General features: G+C 72.9%; 14 protein-coding genes. 8 read left to right on the top strand and 6 right to left on the bottom strand.

Annotation, left to right across the window (positions count from 1 at the left end; all coding sequences use genetic code 11):
* Positions 1 to 29 precede the first annotated feature (29 nt).
* Together mycP and eccCa are read right to left on the bottom strand one after the other, a co-directional pair.
* Complete coding sequence (mycP, locus tag AB0B58_RS10550) at positions 30 to 1,328, bottom strand: type VII secretion-associated serine protease mycosin (RefSeq protein WP_360220839.1); 1,299 nt, start codon at positions 1,326 to 1,328, stop codon at positions 30 to 32.
* Between the two features lie 211 nt (positions 1,329 to 1,539).
* Positions 1,540 to 5,520: a type VII secretion protein EccCa gene (gene eccCa / locus AB0B58_RS10545; RefSeq protein ID WP_360220836.1), complete on the bottom strand. Its 3,981-nt coding sequence runs from the start codon at positions 5,518 to 5,520 to the stop codon at positions 1,540 to 1,542.
* A gap of 261 nt (positions 5,521 to 5,781) precedes the next feature.
* Between eccCa and eccD the strand changes: the two genes are divergently transcribed.
* Positions 5,782 to 7,224 carry a type VII secretion integral membrane protein EccD gene (gene eccD / locus AB0B58_RS10540; protein ID WP_360220833.1) on the top strand — a complete coding sequence of 481 codons (1,443 nt, stop codon included), beginning with the start codon at positions 5,782 to 5,784 and terminating at the stop codon, positions 7,222 to 7,224.
* 57 nt (positions 7,225 to 7,281) lie between these two features.
* Here eccD and AB0B58_RS10535 read toward each other — a convergent pair whose 3' ends face one another.
* Positions 7,282 to 7,785 carry an inorganic diphosphatase gene (locus AB0B58_RS10535; RefSeq protein WP_360220830.1) on the bottom strand — a complete coding sequence of 168 codons (504 nt, stop codon included), beginning with the start codon at positions 7,783 to 7,785 and terminating at the stop codon, positions 7,282 to 7,284.
* A gap of 845 nt (positions 7,786 to 8,630) precedes the next feature.
* On the opposite strand from AB0B58_RS10535, the gene dacB reads away from it, so the two are divergent.
* The 7 genes from dacB to AB0B58_RS10500 all read left to right on the top strand — a co-directional run bounded on the left by dacB (position 8,631) and on the right by AB0B58_RS10500 (position 16,719).
* Positions 8,631 to 10,328: a D-alanyl-D-alanine carboxypeptidase/D-alanyl-D-alanine-endopeptidase gene (gene dacB / locus AB0B58_RS10530; RefSeq protein ID WP_360220827.1), complete on the top strand. Its 1,698-nt coding sequence runs from the start codon at positions 8,631 to 8,633 to the stop codon at positions 10,326 to 10,328.
* Between the two features lie 71 nt (positions 10,329 to 10,399).
* Positions 10,400 to 11,458, top strand: coding sequence for a zinc-dependent metalloprotease (locus tag AB0B58_RS10525; protein ID WP_360220824.1), 1,059 nt, complete (start codon positions 10,400 to 10,402; stop codon positions 11,456 to 11,458).
* A 9-nt stretch (positions 11,459 to 11,467) separates the two neighbouring features.
* Positions 11,468 to 12,499 carry a tRNA lysidine(34) synthetase TilS gene (tilS, locus tag AB0B58_RS10520; protein WP_360220821.1) on the top strand — a complete coding sequence of 344 codons (1,032 nt, stop codon included), beginning with the start codon at positions 11,468 to 11,470 and terminating at the stop codon, positions 12,497 to 12,499.
* Positions 12,500 to 12,625: 126 nt separating this feature from the next.
* Positions 12,626 to 13,201 carry a hypoxanthine phosphoribosyltransferase gene (gene hpt, locus AB0B58_RS10515; RefSeq protein WP_360220818.1) on the top strand — a complete coding sequence of 192 codons (576 nt, stop codon included), beginning with the start codon at positions 12,626 to 12,628 and terminating at the stop codon, positions 13,199 to 13,201.
* A gap of 382 nt (positions 13,202 to 13,583) precedes the next feature.
* Positions 13,584 to 15,617, top strand: coding sequence for an ATP-dependent zinc metalloprotease FtsH (ftsH, locus tag AB0B58_RS10510; protein ID WP_360220815.1), 2,034 nt, complete (start codon positions 13,584 to 13,586; stop codon positions 15,615 to 15,617).
* A complete protein-coding gene (gene folE, locus AB0B58_RS10505; protein WP_360220948.1) occupies positions 15,617 to 16,288 on the top strand; it encodes a GTP cyclohydrolase I FolE in 672 nt (223 codons plus the stop codon). Before ftsH ends, folE begins: the two co-directional genes overlap by 1 nt.
* A 29-nt stretch (positions 16,289 to 16,317) precedes the next feature.
* The gene (locus AB0B58_RS10500) at positions 16,318 to 16,719 is read left to right on the top strand and encodes a RidA family protein (RefSeq protein WP_360220812.1); all 402 of its coding nucleotides are present in this window, start codon (positions 16,318 to 16,320) and stop codon (positions 16,717 to 16,719) included.
* Positions 16,720 to 16,743: 24 nt separating this feature from the next.
* Here AB0B58_RS10500 and AB0B58_RS10495 read toward each other — a convergent pair whose 3' ends face one another.
* From AB0B58_RS10495 to AB0B58_RS10485, 3 genes are read right to left on the bottom strand one after another with little or no spacing between them, the layout of a single operon-like run.
* Positions 16,744 to 17,004: a hypothetical protein gene (locus AB0B58_RS10495; RefSeq protein WP_360220809.1), complete on the bottom strand. Its 261-nt coding sequence runs from the start codon at positions 17,002 to 17,004 to the stop codon at positions 16,744 to 16,746.
* 10 nt (positions 17,005 to 17,014) lie between these two features.
* Positions 17,015 to 17,650, bottom strand: coding sequence for a hypothetical protein (locus tag AB0B58_RS10490; protein WP_360220806.1), 636 nt, complete (start codon positions 17,648 to 17,650; stop codon positions 17,015 to 17,017).
* Positions 17,647 to 20,232 carry an FtsK/SpoIIIE domain-containing protein gene (locus AB0B58_RS10485; protein ID WP_360220803.1) on the bottom strand — a complete coding sequence of 862 codons (2,586 nt, stop codon included), beginning with the start codon at positions 20,230 to 20,232 and terminating at the stop codon, positions 17,647 to 17,649. Before AB0B58_RS10485 ends, AB0B58_RS10490 begins: the two co-directional genes overlap by 4 nt.
* Between the last annotated feature and the right edge of the window lie 123 nt (positions 20,233 to 20,355).

The following is a 20,355-nucleotide window of genomic DNA, read 5'->3' as shown; positions in this document are numbered from 1 at the left end:
CCACGAAGGCTTCAGCTACCGGCGGGTGATCAGGCGACGCTGGCGAAGCGGCGGAAGGTCAGCAGGGCCGCCAGCACCGACACCAGGAACAGCACGCCGGCCGCCCACCACCCGCGACCCGCGGCCGTGACGTTCATGTCGCCGGCCCGGGCCGCCGAGCCCGCGTTGGCGCCCGGGGCCTGGGTGTCCGCCGCGGCCGCGGTGTCCGGTGCCGACTGGGCCTGTCCCGACACCGGGGCGTTGCCGAAGCGGGCGATGCCCGGCGATGCCGTCGTGTCCAGCGGGTTGCGCAGCACCGTCGGGATCTCGGCCGTCAGTGCGCCCGCCGGGTCGATCATGCCGTAGCCGTACTGGGCGTCGTGGCCCCTCGTGCCGCGGTCCTTCGCCGTCTTGACGATGCGGTTGACCACCTCGCCCGCCGACATGGTCGGCCAGCGCGAGCGGACCAGGGCCGCCGTGCCCGACACCATCGGCGCCGCGAAGCTCGTGCCCTGCACCCGCCAGTAGCCGTCCGGCCGGGCGCCCACCAGCTGCGTCGCCGGAGCCGCGACGACCGTCTCCTTGCCGGTGATCGAGCCCGACCACAGGACGTCGCCGTCCTTCTCCATGCCGGCCACCGCGATGACCCCCGGCTCGCGGGCCGGGTACCAGACCCCGGCCGAGGACGAGGCGCTCGCGTTGCCCGTGCAGGCCACCACGACCACGTCCTTGGCGAACGCGTAGTCCAGCGCCGCGGCGAGGGCCGGGCTGCTGCCGTTTCCGCCCAGGGAGAGGTTGACGACGCGGGCGCCGTGGTCCACCGCCCAGCGGACGCCCTTCGCCACGATCATCGCGTCGTCGTAGCGGTTCTCGCGGTCCAGGACGCGGATCGGAAGGATCTTGGCTTTCGGCGCGATGCCGACCACGCCGGCGTCGTCGTCGCCGCGGCCCGCGATGATCGCCGAGACGGTGGTGCCGTGTCCGACCAGGTCGGTGTCGCCGTCGCCGCCCGAGTCGACCAGGTCGAGGCCGGGCAGCACCTGACCCTGCAGGTCCACGTGGTCGGCGTCGACGCCGGAGTCGATCACCGCGACGGTGACGCCCGCGCCGGCCGAGTACGTCCAGGCGTCGGAGACGTTGAGGGTCTTCAGATGCCACTGCTCGGCCCGGACCGAATCGCCGATCCAGGGCTCGGGGCTGGCGAGGGCTTCCGCGAGCGGGCTCACGAACGGCGCGGCGGGCGGCCGCGCCGCGGGTTCGGCGAGCGCCGGGGTCCCGCTGAGGCCGACGCACAGTCCGGCGGCGGCGGTCGCGGCGGCCAGCCTCAGCGGCAGGCTCCGCGCGCTCACCAACGGGCACCACCGCGGGCCGGAAGGGGCGTTGAAGTGTTGCGCCCTGGTCGGCGGGACGCACTCGGTGCTTCGCTCACAGCGCTCACTGGCGGCATGACCATTCTGGTGAGGGACGGTCGATGGAGGGAGATTACTCCGAATCCGAGCGTTGTAGCTGAGGTCTGTCTATGCGGATCGCACCACTTGTGTGACCGATCCGCCGCGCAGGTCAGTACGGCGGCAGGTGGGACAGCTGGATCAGCCGCACGCCCTCACGCCGAGTCATCAGTCGACCACGGCCAGGTGGCATCAGCGTGGGCCGGATCGGGCCGATGAGCGGGCCCTCGTCGCTCGGCCCCGACATCACCAGGCCCGGCGACGACAGCTCGCGCAGCCGCTGGATGACCGGGTCGTACATGGCCCGGCTCGCGCCGCCGGCGCGCCGCGTCACGACCAGGTGCAGGCCGACGTCGCGGGCCTGCGGCAGGTATTCCAGGATCGGCTGCAGCGGGTTGGTCGGGCCCGACGCGACCAGGTCGTAGTCGTCGACGAGGACGAACAGCTCCGGGCCGTTCCACCACGACCGCTCGCGCAACTGCTGCGCCGTCACGTCGGGGCCGGGCAGGCGGCGCTCCATGTAGCCCGCGACGGACTCCATCAGCTCGAGCGTCTTCTGCGCCTGGATGCCGTAGCCGATGCGGTGGTCGGACTCGGGCAGGTCCATCAGGCTGCGCCGGTAGTCGACCAGGATGAGCCGGGCCTCCTCGGGCGCGAACCGCCGCATGACCGAGGTGGCGAGCGCCCGCAGGAACGAGGACTTGCCGCACTCGGCGTCGCCGAAGAGCAGGAAGTGCGGGTCGCCCGCGAAGTCGATCTCGACGGGCTGCAGGTCCGACTCGGCGATGCCGATCGGCAGGCGCAGCCCGGTCGACCGGTCCAGGTCGATGTCCGCGTACGGCAGCGACGGCGGCAGCAGCCGCACCCGCGGCGCCGGCGGCCCGGCCCAGTTGGTGGCGATCATCTTGACCAGTTCGGCCGTCTCGCCGGCCGCGCTCAACTCGGGCCGAACGGTCAGCAGGTGCAGGCTCTTGTTCTTGTCCGTCGGGTGCTCGACGAGGCCGCGGCCGGCCTTCTCCGGCACGTTGACCGCGGCACGCCGGTTGACCATCGAGTCGGTCGGATCGCCGAGCCGCAGCTCGACCCGGGAGCCGAAGAGGTCGCGGATCGCCGGCCGGTAGTCCATCCACCGCGGTGCGCTGGTGACCACGTGGATGCCGTAGGACAGGCCGCGGGTGGCGATGTCGGTGATGACGGACTCGAGCTCGTCGTAGTCCTTGCGCAGCGTCGACCAGCCGTCGACCACGAGGAACACGTCGCCGAAGGGGTCGGTGTCCGCGCCGTTGTTGAGCCCGGCCTGCGCCGCCCGGCGCCGCCGGTACGAGGACATCGAATCGATGCCGAGCTCGCCGAAGCGCCGCTCCCGTTCGTTGAGCAGGGTGGAGACCTCGCCGACCGTGCGCCGCACGCCGACCGAGTCGAGCCGTCCGTAGACGCCGCCGACGTGCGGCAGGTCCTTGAGCGTGCCGAGCGAGCCGCCGCCGAAGTCGAGGCAGTAGACCTGCACCTCGGCCGGGGTGTGTGTGAGCGCCAGCCCGCAGATCAGCGACCGCAGCGCCGTCGACTTGCCGGACTGGGCGCCGCCGACGACCGCGACGTGACCGGCGCTGCCGCCGAGCTGCAGCCACATCACGTCGCGCAGCTGCTCGCGCGGCTTGTCGATCAGCGCGATCGGCACCTGCAGGGCGCCGTGCAGCTCGGGGTTCGCGAAGGCCAGGCCGCGGACGGGATCCACGGTGACCGGGCCGAGCAGCTCGTCGAGGGCCGCGGACTTGTTCAGCGGCGGGAGCCACACCTGGTGTGCCGGCGGGCCCTGGCCGCCCAGCCGGGCCACCATGACGTCCAGCAGGCTCTCGCCCTCGGGGATCTCCTCGGCCTCGGGCTGGGCGGGCTGCACCGGCTCGGGCGCCGGAAGGTAATGGGTGGAGTAGGAGAGCACCTGCGGCGCCGAGCCGTCGCGGGCCGCGCCGGGGCCGCGGCCGCCGGCCTTGCGGAACGCACCGGACACGTACGCGGCCTTGAACCGGATGAGTGGTTCGGTGCCGAACTTGAGGTAGCCGTGGCCGGGCGAACGGGGCAGCTCGTAGGCGTCCGGGACACCGAGCACGGCCCGCGACTCCAGCGCCGAGAAGGTCCGCAGGCCGATCCGGTACGACAGGTGGGTGTCCAGGCCGCGCAGCCGGCCCTCCTCGAGGCGCTGGCTGGCGAGCAGCAGGTGCACGCCCAGCGAGCGGCCCAGCCGTCCGATCTGGACGAACAGGTCGATGAAGTCGGGCTTCGCCGAGAGCAGCTCGGAGAACTCGTCGCAGATGACCAGCAGCGACGGCAGCGGCGGCAGCGCGGCACCGCCCGCCCGGGCCTTCTCGTAGTCGCGCAGGCTGGCGTAGTTGCCGGCCTTGCGCAGCAGTTCCTGGCGCCGGATCAGCTCGCCGTCGATGGCGTCGACCATGCGGTCGACAAGCGGAAGCTCGTCGGCGAGGTTGGTGATGACGGCGGCGGTGTGCGGCAGCCGGTCCAGCGAGGAGAAGGTCGCGCCGCCCTTGAAGTCGACGAGCACGAAGTTCAGCGTCTCGGAGGAGTGCGTGGCGGCGAGCGCCAGCACCAGCGTGCGCAGCAGCTCGGACTTGCCGGAGCCGGTGGCGCCGATGAGCAGGCCGTGCGGGCCCATGCCGTCCTGCGCCGACTCCTTGAGGTCGAGCTCGATCGCGCCGCCGTCGGCGCCGAGGCCGATCGGCACCCGCAGCTTGTCGCGGTTGGGCCGGGGCAGCCAGGCCTGCGCGACGCTGAACGAGTCGGGGTCGCCGAGGTTGAGCAGCTCGGCCAGGCCCATCTCGGCGGCCAGTGGGGTGTCGGAGGACTTGGACATCGCGGCGAGGCGCAGCGGCGCCAGCCGCCGGGCGACCGCCTCCGCCTCCTCCTCGCTGAGCCGGTCCGGCATGCCGACGTCGGCGGCGTGGTCCATCGCGTACGTGTGCAGCTCGCGCCGGCCCGCGCCGCCCGGCTTCACCTCGAGGACCAGCAGCGAGCGGTCGAGCAGGCGCGGCGGCACCTCGTCGAGGTCGAGGACCGTGACGCCGTCGATGCCGTCGTCGAGCTGCGTGGCGCCCTTGAGGTCGGCGCCGTCCAGCACGATCACGACGTGCGGGCCGTTGGTGCTGACGCCGGCCGGGTTGAACCGGGGCCGGTTGCCGATCACGTCCTCGAGCAGTTTCTCCAGGTCGGGACCGGCGCTGGCGACGAGCCGCACCGGGCCGAGCCGGTCGGTCCGGGACGGGTGCAGGTTGTGCGGCAGCCACTTGACCCACTCCCACATCGCGCGGCGCTCGGGGCCGGCGCAGACGGCGATGATCAGGTCGTCGGGCGCGTGGAAGACGGCGAGCTGGGTGAGCACGGCCCGGGTCAGTGCGCGCGCGTCGGCCGCACCGGCGGGGCCCTGGCCGCGCATGAAGACGCGCGCGAAGCCGCGCAGCGACACCGCCACCGGCAGGTCCGGCACCACGGAGTAGGCGTCGAGGAACCGGCGCAGCGCTCCCGCGGTCATCGGCTCGAGGTCCTCGAGTGGCCGGGTCACCGGCGGGATCAGCGGAGTGGCCAGGGTCTGCGGGCCGACGGCGAGCCGGACGACGCCGAAGTCGGGGTCGGCCGAGCGGCGCTCCCAGACCCGGTGGCTGTCGGCGGTCGACCAGAGCTGCGCCGGGTCGGGGTGCCGGTAGAAGAGGCCGATCCGCTGCCGGCTCGCGGTGTCGCGGACCCGGCGGCGCAGGCTGGAGAGGTGACGCAGGTATTCGCGGCGGGCGGCCATCATCTCGGCCTTCTTGGGCGCGCCGCTGCCGCCGAAAGACGTGGCGAGCATCGCCAGCGATGAGATGCCGAAGAGGCCGCCGACCACGTACGAGAAGGCGCCGCCACCGCCGCGGCCCATCATCATCGCCATCGCCACCGAGCCGCCGAGCATCGGCAGCACCATCAACGCCTGCGTCCAGCGCCCGCCGACCGCCTGTGGGATCTCGGGCGGCGGATCGACGGCGAGTTCGCCGGTCGGGATCTCCGGCGCCGGCCGGCGCGCGGCCCGCTTGATCACCACCGTGCTCATTCCGAACTGTCCCTTTCATCCGCTACCACACGCCTTTGCGCATTAAATCCACTTAGGCGGGTGGTGGCTTGCCCCGTCCACGCGACCGGCGACCGGTCACCGCGCAGGGCTCATGGTAGGTAAAGTCGCCCTGGTTCCGCAGCCTCGGCATCTTCGATGGGAAATACACAGCATGAACGACTGCACCGAGCGTCGCCCGGCCGCGCTGGATCACGGTCCGGGCCGCGAGGGCCAGGAGGGCATGCGAAAGGCGGGATCGGCATGAGCGCCGGGTTGGCCCGGGTCACGATCAGTGCTCCGCAGCGCCGGATCGATGTCGCGCTGCCCGAGCACGTGCCGCTCGCCGAGCTGCTGCCCGAGGTGCTCCGGCACGCGGGCGAGGGGCTGGCCGACGACGGCGAGAAGCACGGCGGCTGGCTGCTGCGCCGCACCGACGGCGTCGCGCTCGCGACCTCGCAGGGCCTCTTCCCGCAGGGTGTCCGCGACGGCGAGGTGCTGCACCTGGTGCCGGCCCGCGACAACTGGCCCGAGCTGGAATACGACGACGTCGTCGAGGCGATCGCCGAGGGCGCCCGCCGCCGCGGCACGATCTGGACACCGGCCACCACCCGGACGGCCACCCTGGCCGGCTGCACGGTGCTGCTCTCGTTCGGCCTGATCGCGGTGCTCGTCGCCGGGCCGGCCTGGGGCGGCGCGGCCTCCTTCGGGCTCGGCGTCGGCCTGCTGCTCGCGCTCGCCGGCATCACCGCCTCCCGGGCGTACGGGGACGCGCGCGCCGGTGCGGTCCTCGGCGGCTGCGCCCTGCCGTACGCGTTCGCGGGCGGCGCCGCGCTGATCTCCGCCGGCGCCGGCGACCGGGTCGGCGTCCTGGCCCTGCTTCCCTGGATCGGCGGCCCCGAACTGCTCGCCGGGTCCGTGGCGCTGCTGCTGGTCGCCGCGCTTGGCGGGGCCGGCGTGGCCGCCTCGTTCCGGGTCTTCGCCGCCGGCGTCATGGTCGGCCTGTTCGGCGCCCTGACCGCCCTGACCAGCCTGGTCACCTCGGCGGCCGGCGCCGCGGCGGTGCTGCTGTCGGCGCTGGTCTGCGGCATCGGCGCGCTACCGCTGCTGGCCATCCGGCTCGGCAAGATGCCGACGCCGCCCGTGACCCTGCCCACCGGCAGCGAGGCCGAGCAGGGCTTCACCGGCGCGCCGGCGGGCAACGCCGCCCTGGACGCCGCGCGGGAGCGTCCCGACCGGGCCCGGGTCTTCGCCGCGGTCGGCCGCACCGAGGAACTGCTCACCGGCCTGCTGATCGGGCACGCGCTGCTCTGCGCGGGCGCGTTCACGGTGCTGGCCTCGTCCGGCGGGCTCTCCGCGCGGATCCTGATGGGCCTGGCCGTGGCGGCGCTGCTGCTGCGCTCGCGGCTCTTCGTGACGCTGCGCCAGCGGCTCCCGCTGATCTCGGCCGGGCTCTTCGGCCTCTTCGTGCTCGGCCTGGACCTGCTCTGGGGCGCCGGCGAGGCGATGCTGCTCGGGCTGGGCGTCACGACGCTGCTGATGGCGCTGGCGACCGTGGCCGCCGGCGCCACCTGGACCCGCCGGGCGCCGTCGCCGTACCTGGGCCGCTTCGCCGACGTGCTGGACACCCTCGCCGTCGTTGCGGTCATCCCGGTGGCCTGCGCGGTCGTCGGCCTCTACGGGATGGCCAGCAACATCAGCATCTGAGCGCAGACGAGAACGCGGCGGCCGGGCTCTCGCCCTGCCGCCGCGTCTTCGTGAACGTCAGTGACCCTCTTCGTTGTGCTCAGCGGCCTCCGCGCGCTTGAACGACGCCCGGATCTCCTCCTCGGCCTCGACGCGGCCGGTCCAGGTCGCGCCCTCGACCGACTTGCCGGGCTCGAGGTCCTTGTAGACCGTGAAGAAGTGCTGGATCTCCATCCGGTCGAACTCGCCCAGGTGGTGGATGTCGCGCAGGTGCTCCTGGCGCGGGTCCTCGAAGGGGACGCAGAGGACCTTGTCGTCGCGGCCCTTCTCGTCGGTCATCCGGTACATGCCGATCGCCCGCGCCCGCACGAGGCAACCCGGGAACGTCGGCTCCTGGATCAGCACCAGGGCGTCCAGGGGATCGCCGTCCTGCCCGAGGGTGCCTTCGATGTACCCGTAGTCGGCCGGGTACTGCGTCGCGGTGAAGAGCGTCCGGTCCAGCCGGATCCGGCCGGTCTTGTGGTCGACCTCATACTTGTTCCGCTGGCCCTTGGGGATCTCAACCAAAACGTCGAAATCCATCGTTCGCTCCCTTGTTAGCCCCGCAGTCGGACCCGGCGGGACGCGGCGACGGAGCGGGAGCGTGACAGAGCCCCCACAGGATCCGCGCGCGCCGGTGTGCCGGATGTTTGTAGTCTCCCCTAAGTCTGACGCCACGTACGGAGGAGGGGCTCGTGGGGAGGCAAGATTCACAGAACACTCCCGAGTACGACGGCGTGTCCGAGCCGAAAAAGGGCCAATCGCCGGTAGGGCGGGCCAGTGTGCCGCCAGCCGCACCGCCCTCGGGGCCGCCGGCCGAGTCGCCGGTCGGGCCGCCGCCCGGTGGGTCCGCGGCTGGATCGCCCGGTGGACCGCCGCCTGGGACGGCGGCTGGGTCGCCCGCAGGGCCGCCGCCCGGGTCGCCCGTTCGGCCACTGGTCGGACCGTGGGTCGGGCCGCCCGTCAGGTCTTCGGGCGGATCGCCCGCTGCGTCGCCGGTCAGGCCGCCGGCTGTGCCTGCTGCTGGGCCGCCCGCTATGCCGCCGGTCAGGCCGTTGGCCGGGCCGCCTGCCGTGCCGTCGGCTGTGCCTCCAGCTGGGCCGCCGCCCGCTGCGCCGCCGGTCAGGCCGTTGGCGGGGTCGCCTGCTGGGCTGCCCGCTGCGCCGCCGGCCGGGCCGCCCGCTGGCCCATTGACCGGGCCCCCGGCCGCACCGCCTGTCAGGCCGCCAGCCGCGCCTCCGGCGGGGCCGCCCGCCGGGTCGCCGGCTGGGCCACCTGCCGGGTCGTCCGCTGTGCCGCCCGTTAGGCCGTTTGCTGGGCCGCCCGCCGGGTCGTCCGCTGTGCCGTCCGCTGTGCCGCCCGCCGGGCCGCCGACCGGGTCGTCCGCTGTGCCTCCGGCCGGGTCGCCGCCGGCGTCGGCGACGCCGCGGGCCGCCGGGACCACCTACGGCCGTGCCGCGGTCCCGCTCAACATCTCCACGCCGCAGGCGTTCGGGGCTGCGGCGCCTCAGCCGCAGCAGCCGCCACGGGAGTTCGCGCAGGCACAGGCGCCGGCGGCCGGGCACGCGGATCAGCCCGGCGGCGTATCCCCCGGCCCGGTGGACCGCCCGGGCCAGACGCCGGCAGCGGCGCAGCCGGGTGCCAGGTCGCGGCGTACCCTCGTCGTTTCGGTTGTTTCGGCGATCGTGCTGGTGATCGTCGTGGCGGCCGGGGCCCTCGTGGTCCGGCCCGGCCCGGTGGACCGCTGGCTGGCAGGCGACCCGACCACCGCGCCGACCGTGGCCCCGACGCCCGAGCCGACGCCGACGCCCGTTCTGGCGGCGGTCGGCACAACGGGCACGGCGCCCACCCCCGAAGGGGTGAAGGCCGCGATCGGTCCGCTGGTCGATGCGGCGGTCCTCGGCCCGCGGGTAAACGTCTCGGTGGTCGACACCGCGACCGGTGAGTCGCTTTTTGCGCAGAATGCCGACACCATGACCGTCCCCGCCTCCACCACCAAGCTGCTGACCGCGGCGACGGTGCTGGCCGCGCGCGGCCCGGCCTACCGGCTGGCCACCCGCGTGGTGGCCGGCGCGAAGCCCGGCGAGGTCGTGCTGATCGGCGGCGGCGACCCGACGCTGTCGGTGGACGCCAAGGGCCAGTTTCCGGGCGCGGCCCGGCTCGACAAGCTCGCCGACCAGGTCGAGAAGGCGATGGGCGACCGGCCGATCACCAAGGTCATCGTCGACACCTCGCTTTACCAGGGCCCGCTGACCGCGAAGGGCTGGGACGGCGACGTCATCGGGGGTGGCCAGGTCGCGCGGATCCAGCCGCTGATGACCAACGCCGGGCGGATCAAGCCGGTGCACAACGAGTTCGGTGGCGATCCGCGCTTCATCGATCCGGCGGCCGCGGCCGGCCGGGCCTTCGCCAAGCACCTCGGCCTGCCGTCCGGCGCGGTGAGCAAGGGCACCGCTCCCGCCGTGGCGGCGGCGTCGTCCGCGCCGCCCTCCGCGGCCGCCGCCCTGGCCGCCGGTGCCGAGCTGGGGAAGGTCGAGTCGCCGCCGCTGGTGCGCGTGGTCGACTGGATGCTGGAGCAGAGCGACAACGTGATCGCCGAGGCGATGGCCCGGCAGGTCGCGCTGGCCGCGGGCGACGAGGCGTCGTTCGAGGGCGCCGCCGCCGCGATGATCGCCAAACTCGGTGAGCTGGAACTGTCCACGGACGAGGTGCGGCTCTCCGACGGCAGCGGCCTGTCCCGGCAGAACAAGATCAGCCCGAAGGCGCTCACCGATGTGCTGACCCTCGCCGCCGGCGGCAAGCACCCCGAGCTCAGCGCCATGTTCGGCGGCCTGCCGGTGGCCGGCTGGTCGGGCACGCTGCGCACCCGCTTCGTCGTGCCGTCCGCGAACCAGGTCGGCCAGGGCGTGGTCCGGGCCAAGACCGGATCGCTCACCGGGGTCAATGCGATCTCCGGCGAGCTGGTGACCAAGGACGGCCGGCTGCTGGTCTTCGCGATCATGGCGGACGCCACCGGCGAGTCCGGCGCCGCACGCCGGGCGCTCGACGAGATCGCGGCGAAGCTGGTCACCTGCGGGTGTAACTAGGGGTTTTCTCCGGGCCGCCCGGGGGCTTTCTCAGGGCGGCCCGGTGGAACCGCGCGAGTACGGTGGTCTGCATGGCGCAGTTCGTTGACTGGGATCTGGCCGCCGCCACCGCGGGCGCGCTGTCGAAATCCGGACCCGCGGTGTCCTACGAGGAAGCCACGCAGGTGGTGGCTCAACTGCGCGAGCTGACCGACGAGGCCGCGGGCCACGTCGCGGCGTACACCGGGCTCACGCCCCAGGTCGAGGCCCCGCCGGTGCGGGTCGTCGACCGCAAGGACTGGGCGGCGGTCAACATCTCCGGCCTCCGCGAGGTGATCATCCCGCTGGTCGCCCGCCTCTCGGGCGGCAAGCAGCCGGGCGGGGTCGCCGACGCGATCGGTTCCCGGGTCACCGGCGTGCAGGCCGGCACGGTGCTCGCCTACCTCTCCGGCCGCGTGCTCGGGCAGTACGAGGTGTTCTCGTCCGAGCCGGGCCAGCTGCTGCTGAACGCGCCCAACATCGTCGAGGTCGAGCGCAAGATCGGCGCCGACCCGCGCGACTTCCGGCTCTGGGTCTGCCTGCACGAGGTCACCCACCGTACCCAGTTCACGGCCGTGCCGTGGATGCGCGGCTACTTCCTCGGCGAGGTGCAGGCGTTCGTCGACGCGTCGCAGAGCGGCGAGCACATCCTCGAGCGGCTGCGCCGCGGCGTGGCCACGCTCTCCGACGCGCTGCGCGACCCGGACAGCCGGTCGTCGGTCCTCGACATCGTGCAGACCCCCGCGCAGAAGGCGGTCCTCGACCGGCTGACCGCGCTGATGACGCTGCTGGAGGGGCACGCCGAGTTCGTCATGGACGGCGTCGGCCCCGAGGTCATCCCGTCGGTCGAGTCGATCCGCTCGAAGTTCAACCAGCGCCGCGAGGGCGGCAACCCGCTGGAGAAGGCGATCCGCCGGGTGCTCGGCATCGAGGTCAAGATGCGGCAGTACGCGGAGGGCCACAAGTTCGTGCACGGCGTCGTCGAGCGGGTCGGGATGGCGGGCTTCAACAAGATCTTCAGCTCCCCGCTCACCCTGCCCCGGCTCGACGAACTGAGCGACCCGGACGCCTGGGTGGCCCGGGTGCACGGCCCGGTCGCCCTGCCGTCATAGCGTGACCGGATGGCCAGGATCCCGCCTCCGGTAGCGACCGTCCGCTCCGCCGTGCGGCGGGCCCTGCGGCCCGACGCGGCGGCGCCGGATCCGCCCGGGACCGCGGATCGGGCGCCGGGCGGCGGTGCGGCGGGGTCGTCCCGGCTCGTCCTCGTCGCCTGCTCGGGCGGTGCCGACTCGCTGGCGCTCGCCGCGGCGACGGCGTTCGTCGCCCCTCGCCTGGGCGTACGAGCCGGGCTGGTGACGGTCGATCATGGGCTGCAGGACGGTTCCGCGGCCCGCGCCGCCGCCGTGGCGCGGTGGGGGCGGTCCGTGGGGCTGGATCCCGTCGAGGTCGCCGACGTCGAGGTGGCCGGGCGCCCGGGCGGGCCGGAGGCGGCCGCGCGGGACGCGCGCTACGAGGTGCTTTCCTCCGTCGCCGAGCAAACCGGCGCGTCGGCCGTGCTGCTCGGGCACACCCGCGACGACCAGGCCGAAACCCTGCTGCTCGCGCTCGCCCGGGGCGCCGGCCCGCGCGGGCTGTCCGGGATGCCGTACCGGCGGGGGATCTTCGTCCGGCCTCTGCTCGACGTCGCCCGGGCCGACACCCGCAAGGCCTGCGCCGCCCTCGGCCTCGCGGCCTGGGAGGACCCGCACAACACCGACCCCGCCTACAGCCGGTCCCGGGTCCGGGCGGACGCCCTGCCGGCGCTGATCGCCGCCTTGGGGCCCGGCGTGGTCGCGAACATGGCCCGGACCGCCGGTCTGATCGCCGCGGACGTCGCCTACCTGGACGGGGTGGCCGGTGCGGCGCTTCTCGCCTGCCGCTCGGCGGCCGGCCTGTCGGTGGCGGCCCTGTCGGAGCTGCCGCCGGCCATCCGGACCCGCGTCCTGCACGCCTGGGCCGGGGAGCTGGGCGCGCCCGGCGCGGCCCTGTCGCACCGGCACGTCGTGGCCCTGGACGCCCTGGTCACCGGCTGGCACGGCCAGGGGCCGACCGCGTTGCCCGGTGGGATAGTCGTGGGCCGTCGGGCGGGTGACCTCGTCCGGGTCGACGTGTGACAGTACTCACGGCCGACGGCCGGGGTCCGGACACCTGGGCCGAATCACCCCATAACCACGCCCTGGGCGGGCACGTACCGCCGCCCCCGGCCACGCGGGGCCATCTTCATACGGCACGCTAGGCGCATGGCAGACGGCTCCTGGTACGACGCCGACATCGACCGCGTGATCATCTCCGAGGAGCAGATCCGCGAGAAGACCGAAGAGCTCGCCAAGCAGGTCGCCGCGGACTACGCGGACGCCGAGGGTGGAATTCTGCTGGTCTGCGTGCTCAAGGGCGCGGTCATGTTCATGGCGGACTTCGCGCGTGCGCTGGGCCGGCAGGGCCCCTCCTCTGAGATGGAGTTCATGGCCGTCTCGTCCTACGGCTCCGGCACCACGTCCTCCGGGGTGGTGCGCATCCTCAAGGACCTGGACCGCGACATCACCGGCCGGCACGTGGTGATCGTCGAGGACATCGTCGACTCCGGCCTGACCCTCTCCTGGCTGATGAAGTACCTGCGGTCGCGCCAGCCGGAGAGCGTCGAGGTGGTGGCGCTGTTCCGCAAGCCGGAGGCCATCAAGGTGCCGGTTCCGACCAAGTACGTGGGCTTCGACATCCCGAGCGAGTTCGTGGTCGGTTACGGACTCGACTTCGCCGAGCGCTACCGCGAGGTGCCGTACGTCGGAGTGCTCAAGCCGGAGGTCTACGCCCGTAGCTGAACGTACTCCCAGCCGACTCTCAGGAATCGGATGCCCGACCCGCCGCTGCGCTGTATTGTCCGGATTTGTTCGCGTTCACCCGGCCTCTCCGCGCGCACCGGCCGTCACCACGGCGGTCGTGCGGGCCGGGCTGACGGAGCCGTAAGAGGCACCCACGGTGTACGGTCGAGTGACCGATGGCGCAGTGTTACGAGCGCCGGAGGGGTCGGATCGCCAGCGGTCGGGCCGGTGTGGTCAGCCGGAGCGGCCCTGGTTCATCGATCCGGCAGCGTCCGCGCGGCTCGGCTGCCTTGACACGGCGGCCGGTGGCGGGGACTCGAAAACTCAGGTGACCAGGACGCCGATCAGGAGGGTCCGGGCGCATCAGGCGCCCGACAACAGTATGGAACGTACGCGTTTCTTCCGCCGCCCGGTGGTCTGGATCATTCTGGTGATCATCGGTGCGATTGCGCTGAGCACATTCTTCAACAGTGGTCCGAGCTACCAGCGGGTCGACACTTCCGTCGTCCTCGAGCGACTCAACCAGCCCGGCATCAAGAATGTCGTCCAGAAGGACAAGGAGCAGACGCTCCAACTCGAACTGGCGACAGCGGAGCGGTTCGACGGCAAGACCACGGACAAGATCGAGACCCAGTATGTGTACGAGGTCGGGGACGAGATCTGGAACGAGGCCCAGGCGGCGAAGAAGGCGGGCCGGGTAACCGGCACGGTCGACGCCACGGTCTCCGGCGACAGCATCCTGCTGAGTCTGCTCGTCAACCTGCTGCCGATCGCGATCCTCGTCATCCTGCTGCTGCTGTTCATGTCGCAGATGCAGGGCGGCGGTTCCCGGGTCCTCAACTTCGGCAAGTCCAAGGCCAAGATGCTGACCAAGGACATGCCCAAGACGACCTTCGCCGACGTGGCGGGCGCCGACGAGGCCGTCGAGGAGCTCCAGGAGATCAAGGACTTCCTGCAGAACCCGGCTAAGTACCAGGCGCTCGGCGCCAAGATCCCCAAGGGCGTGCTCCTCTTCGGCCAGCCCGGTACGGGCAAGACCCTGCTGGCGCGTGCCGTCGCGGGTGAGGCCGGGGTGCCGTTCTACTCGATCTCCGGTTCCGACTTCGTCGAGATGTTCGTCGGTGTCGGCGCCAGCCGCGTCCGCGACCTCTTCGAGCAGGCCAAGGCGAACGCGCCGGCCATCGTCTTCGTCGACGAGATCGACGCGGTCGGCCGGCACCGCGGCGCCGGCATGGGCGGCGGCCACGACGAGCGCGAGCAGACGCTCAACCAGCTGCTCGTCGAGATGGACGGCTTCGACACCAAGGGCGGCGTCATCCTCATCGCCGCCACCAACCGGCCCGACATCCTCGACCCGGCGCTGCTGCGCCCGGGCCGCTTCGATCGCCAGATCCCGGTGGACAACCCGGACATGGAGGGCCGCAAGGCCATCCTGCGGGTGCACGCCAAGGGCAAGCCGTTCACGCCCGACGTCGACCTCGACTCGGTGGCCCGGCGGACCCCCGGATTCTCGGGCGCCGACCTGGCCAACGTGATCAACGAGGCCGCGCTGCTGACCGCCCGCAACGAGAAGCGGGCGATCTCGAACTTCTTCCTCGAGGAAGCGATCGACCGGGTCATCGCCGGCCCGGAGCGGCGCTCGCGCGCGATGAGCGACAACGAGAAGAAGATCACCGCCTACCACGAGGGCGGCCACGCGCTGGTGGCGTACGCGCTGCCGCACTCCGCGCCCGTGCACAAGGTGACGATCCTTCCCCGTGGCCGCTCGCTCGGGCACACGCTGGTCCTGCCGACCGAGGACAAGTACACGCAGACCCGGGCCGAGATGATCGACACGCTGGCGTACGCGCTCGGCGGCCGCGCGGCGGAGGAGCTCGTCTTCCACGAGCCGACCACCGGCGCCGGCAACGACATCGAGAAGGCCTCCGGCCTGGCCCGCGCCATGGTCACCCAGTACGGCATGAGCTCGAAGCTCGGTGCGGTCAAGTACGGCACCAGCGGCGACGAGCCGTTCATGGGCCGCAACATGGGCCACGAGAAGGACTACTCCGACGCCGTCGCCGCCGAGATCGACAGCGAGGTTCGTGCGCTGATCGAACTGGCGCACGACGAGGCGTGGGAGATCCTCGTCGAGTACCGCGACGTCCTCGACAACATGGTCCTCGAGCTGATGGAGAAGGAGACCATCACTCAGGACGACATGAACCGCATCTGCGAGCGCGTGGCGAAGCGGCCGCCCATGTCCCCGTTCAACGGGTTCGGCAAGCGGCTCCCGTCGGAGGCGCCCCCGGTCCTGACGCCGGCCGAGCGCGACAAGCTCAAGGCGCAGGCCGAGGCCGACGGTCAGGTAGCGGTCGGCGGCGGCAACCCGACCGCGGGTTCGACGCCGAACGGCACGGTGGAAGGCAACCTCTGATCGCCGACGAAAGCTCGACGGAGCCCGACGGACCCGAAGACGAGCCCGACTACCTCGCCGCGCGTCTGGTCGACGGCAAGCTCACCGGTACCCCGGTCGAGCAGGCCGTCGACCTCGCCCGGATCGAGAAGGCGGTCCGGGAGATCCTCATCGCCATCGGTGAGGACCCGGACCGCGACGGTCTGGCCCGTACCCCCGCCCGGGTGGCCCGGGCCTACGCGGAACTCTTCGCCGGGCTGCGGGTCGACCCGGCGAAGGTGCTCACCACGTCGTTCGAGGCGAACCACGAGGAGCTCGTGCTCGTCCGCGACATCGAGATGATGAGCCTCTGCGAGCACCACCTGCTGCCGTTCAAGGGCGTGGCGCACGTCGGCTACATCCCGGGCGCCGACGGCCGGATCACCGGGCTGTCGAAGCTCGCCCGGCTCGTCGAGGTCTTCGCCCGCCGGCCCCAGGTGCAGGAGCGGCTCACCTCGCAGATCGCCGACCTGCTGATGGAGAAGCTCGGCCCGCGCGGCGTCATAGTGGTCCTCGAGTGCGAGCACATGTGCATGGAGATGCGCGGCATCCGCAAGGTCGGCGCCCGCACCGTCACGTCGGCGGTGCGCGGGGCGTTCCAGAGCGACGGCAAGGTCCGCGCCGAGGCGATGGCGTTGATAAACGCGCGCTGACCCCGTGCCCGCTTCGCCATACTGGCGCGATGCTCGAGAGATTCAACCCGCCGACCGTGCACGAGCCGGCCGGGTACAGCCACGTCACGATCACCTCGGCCGGCCGGCTGGCACACCTCGCCGGCCAGTGCCCGCTCGACCGCGCCGGCCGGGTCGTCGGCATCGACGACCTCGACGCGCAGACCGACCAGGTCGTCGCGAACTGTCTCGCCGTGCTCGCCGCCGCCGGCGCCGAGCCGTCCGACGTCGCCCGCTCGATCGTGTACGTGGTCAGCCCGGACAGCGGAGTCCTCGCGGCGGTGTGGCAGCGGCTCATGGCCTCCGCCCTCGCACCGGCCTTCACCACGGCCAGCACGCTGCTCGGGGTGGCCGGCCTCGGCTACACCGGCCAGCTGATCGAGATCGACCTCACCGCGGCACTGCCGGACTGAGCCGTTCTCCCCGAGATCGGCGACTCAGACGATCATGCGGTAGGCGTCGGCGCTGTCCATCGCCGCCCGGGCCATCGTCTGCGCCTCGTCCAGGCGGGAGCGCGCCTGCTCCAGCTGCGCGATGGCCGTCGCGATCGACGGATGGAACGAGCCGATCGCGGTCAGCCGCAGCCGGGTCAGCGCCTCGTCAAGCTGGTCCGTGACCTGCTGGATGCCGGATACCGCACGCTGGGTGCCGTCGACCGACGCGGCGACGTTGGCCTTGATCTCCTCGACGCTTGTCAATTCGGCTCCCTCACTTGATGAACGCGAGCAGGCCGACTCCCATGCAGGTCAGCAGCACGGGGGTCAGGCATGCGATCGCGCCGACGATCGGCGTCCGGTCAACCCGCGCCGGACCGCCGCCGTACACGAAACCGATCGTCAGCCAGCCCAGCCCGAACGCCAACACCGGCATGCTGAGCCCGCACAGCAACGCGTACGTGGGCACGGAGCCGGACGGCGCGATCAGGTAGAGCACGATCTGCACGATCAACACGGCCGCCGCGAACGGCCCGTACACCAGCAGGTTGCGGGCCCACGGCCGCCAGGGTGTGACGACCGCGGGCAGCATCGCGGCGTCGGCGGCGTCGGCGGTGCCGCGCGCCTGCCGCAGCGTGGCCAGGACCGCCTCCGGACCCGCGGCGATGCTCTGCGCCGCCAGCGCCCGCTCGGCCGGTTGCGGTGCCAGCGCCAGCTCCGGCACGCCGAGATCCTGCACCAGGCGGGCGCGCTGCGGTGCCAGGCGGGCGCGCACCGAGGCCAGCTCCTGCTGCGCGGCCTGTACGGTCGCCGCCTGGGCTCCCGCCGCGGTGCTTGCGGCCCGCCGCACGGCGTCGAGACGCTGCGCCGCGGCCACGTAGTCGGCCCACGCCCCCTGAAGTTCAGTCATGCCGAGTCGCTTTCGGGCTGGACGAACGGCACGATCGTCACCGTACGGTCGGTGTGCCGGTCGTGCAGCAGCGCGCGGTTCTCCCTCGGCTGCCAGTCCAGCGGCTTGCCGAGCATCAGCGAGACGTCCTGCCCCGGGCAGTTCAGGAAGACCAGGCCGGCGACGTCCTCGCGGCCGGCGCTGCCGCCCGTCTCCTCGCTGAACCGGCGCAGCCCACGCCACCACGACAACAGGTGCACGCCGCGGCCCGGCCCCTCCCGCAGCAGCTGCCGGAGCCCGGGGAGGCTGCCCGGGCTGACCGCGTCCATGCCGAACACCACCAGGTAGCCGGGCCGGTCCAGATCCAGCTCCGCGGCGAGACCGGCCGCGGGAACGACGACGACCTCCTGACGGTGACCGATCTCCACGGCGAGATCCTTGGCGAGCTCGTCACCCTCGGCGACCAGCGAGGAGATCACAAACCTGGCCGTACGGGGCGGGTGGAACGCGGCGACGCTGCGTGCGGCCGCGTCCAGCACCTGGGCGCCGTCCGCGCGCGAGCCGAAGACGGCCAGATGCCGCCCCGGCGAGGCATCCAGCGGGAACGTCGCGGTGGACAGGTTGACGTCGATGACCCGGCCGACCAGCGCCGCCGGCCTGCCGGCCCGGCCCGCGAGCGCGGCGCGGTAGGTCGGGTCGTCGGCGAGGTGCTGATGCGCGTAACCGGCGAAGATGCGCGGCGCGGCCGACTCCGGGTCGCGGGCACCCCACAGCCGGTGCCGCAGGTCGCTGAGGACCTCGCGGTCGGCGTGCGGGTCGGGGAAGCGCACGATGCGTTCGTGGCCCCGGGTCGCGCCCCGCGGACCGCCGAGGCCGCCGGCAGTGTTGACGACCGCCGTGCCCAGCGGCAGGCCGGCCGCGGAGTCGTTCGTCGGCTCGAGCACGTCACCGCCGCCCGGCAGCGCGAGGCGGACCGGGAACTGGCCGAAGATCGAGTCGCGCTTGGCGTACAGGGCCTCGACGCCGAGGACGGTCTGGCTGGCCAGGATCAGGTGGATGCCGTACGAGCGGCCCTTACGGGCGAGCGACTCCAGCAGCTGCACAGCCTCGTTGGCCATCGGGTCGTTGCCGGCCAGCAGCACCTGGAACTCGTCGATGACGCACAGAATCCGCGGCATCGGCCGGCCCCGGCCCTCCTCGGCGGCGACCGCGCGCAGATCCGCGAACCGGGTAACCCCGGCCCGCTTGTACGCCACCGAGCGGCGGGTCATCTCCGCGTCCAGCTCGCGCAGCACCGCCAGGCCGTACTCCCGGTCGGACTCGACGCCGACGGCCCGCGCGTGCGGCAACCAGGTGCGGTCCCGCCGAGTCGGCACGAACTCGGCGAAGGAGACGCCCTCCTTGAAGTCGAGCAGGTAGAGACCCAGCTCGTCCGGGCTGTACCGGGTGCCGAGGCCGTACAGGACGTTGATGAGCAGGGCGGTCTTGCCGGCGCCGGACCGGCCGCCGACCATCCAGTGCGGAGTCAGGTCGTTGAACCGCAACACCACGGGGGTGTCCCCGTCATGACCGATCGTGGTGCCGAGCCCGTCGGCGGCGTCCCCGCTCCAGATCTCCTCGGACGGCTCCGGCAGCAGATCCGCCAGCGTCACCTGCGACGCGGCGGCCGAGTGGGCCGCCAGCTCCCGGCAGACGGTGTCGACCAGATGCGGCGGCGGATCGTCGTCGAGGAAGACGGGTGCGTTGAGCCAGACCGCCTCCGGCATCGACCCGAACGTCACGCCGGGCGGATTCCCGATCACCGCGTACGGGTTGCGGAGCGACACCTGGGTCGTGCGCGGCAGCGGCGCCTGGGTGGTCTCGGCGGTCAGCGGCGGCGGCGGCCAGCCGGCGACGATCAGGTGCAGGCCCGACTCCGGGCCCTGCTGCGCCAGCGCGGCGATCCGGACCAGGTCGGCGCCCTCGGTGAGCTCCGGCAGGCTGGCGATGACCAGCAGCATCATCCGGTCGCGCCGGCCCCGGCGGACGGCGCCGCCCCGAACCGGCCGCAGCCACTTCTCGGCCTCGGTCAGCACCTCGCGCAGCGCGACCCGATCCGTGGCCGTCGGCGACAGCAGCCCGGCGTCCGCCAGCGCGGAGAAAGGGGAGAAGACCGTGCCGCCCCCCGTACCGTCGACGGCGCGGACGAGCAGCGAACCGGCGGGCGCGGCGGCCAGCAGGCGCAGCAGCAGGCAGCGGAGCAGGCCCGCGACCCGCCGGTCGCGGGCGTCGGCGTCGATGGTCAGGTGGCCGGTGCCGAGCAGCGGAATGACGGCGGGAAAACGGGCGTCGTCGAGCGGCTGCGCGACACCGAGCCGCACGAACTGCGGCGGAAACCCGCCACCGAGCGGCGTGTTCGCAGACTGCGCATCCAGCGGCGCGCCGAGCCAGCCCGGCGTCAACTCGCTGGCGGCGGCCCGCAGCTCCTCGGCGAGATGATGCTGCTCGAGCGGGTCGGTGGCGGCGGGCGCCTCCGACTCCAGGGCCGCGGCGGCCGCCTCGGCGGCGGCCTCTGCCTGGCGGTGCAGGGCAGCGGCCTGATCGATGCGCCCCGTCGACTCCACCGCCTCACCTCCGTGTGTGCGCTCAAACCGTACCTTGCACCGGCTGGAGAACGACGATGCGCAGCCGATGCTCAATCTTCCCAGTACGGGCAGAGTGCCCCGCTCGCCGGGCTGCGCCCACTG

The organism is Actinoplanes sp. NPDC049118 (assembly GCF_040648555.1).
Classification (GTDB): Bacteria; Actinomycetota; Actinomycetes; order Mycobacteriales; family Micromonosporaceae; genus Actinoplanes.
This window is presented reverse-complemented; position numbering and strand designations above follow the sequence as displayed.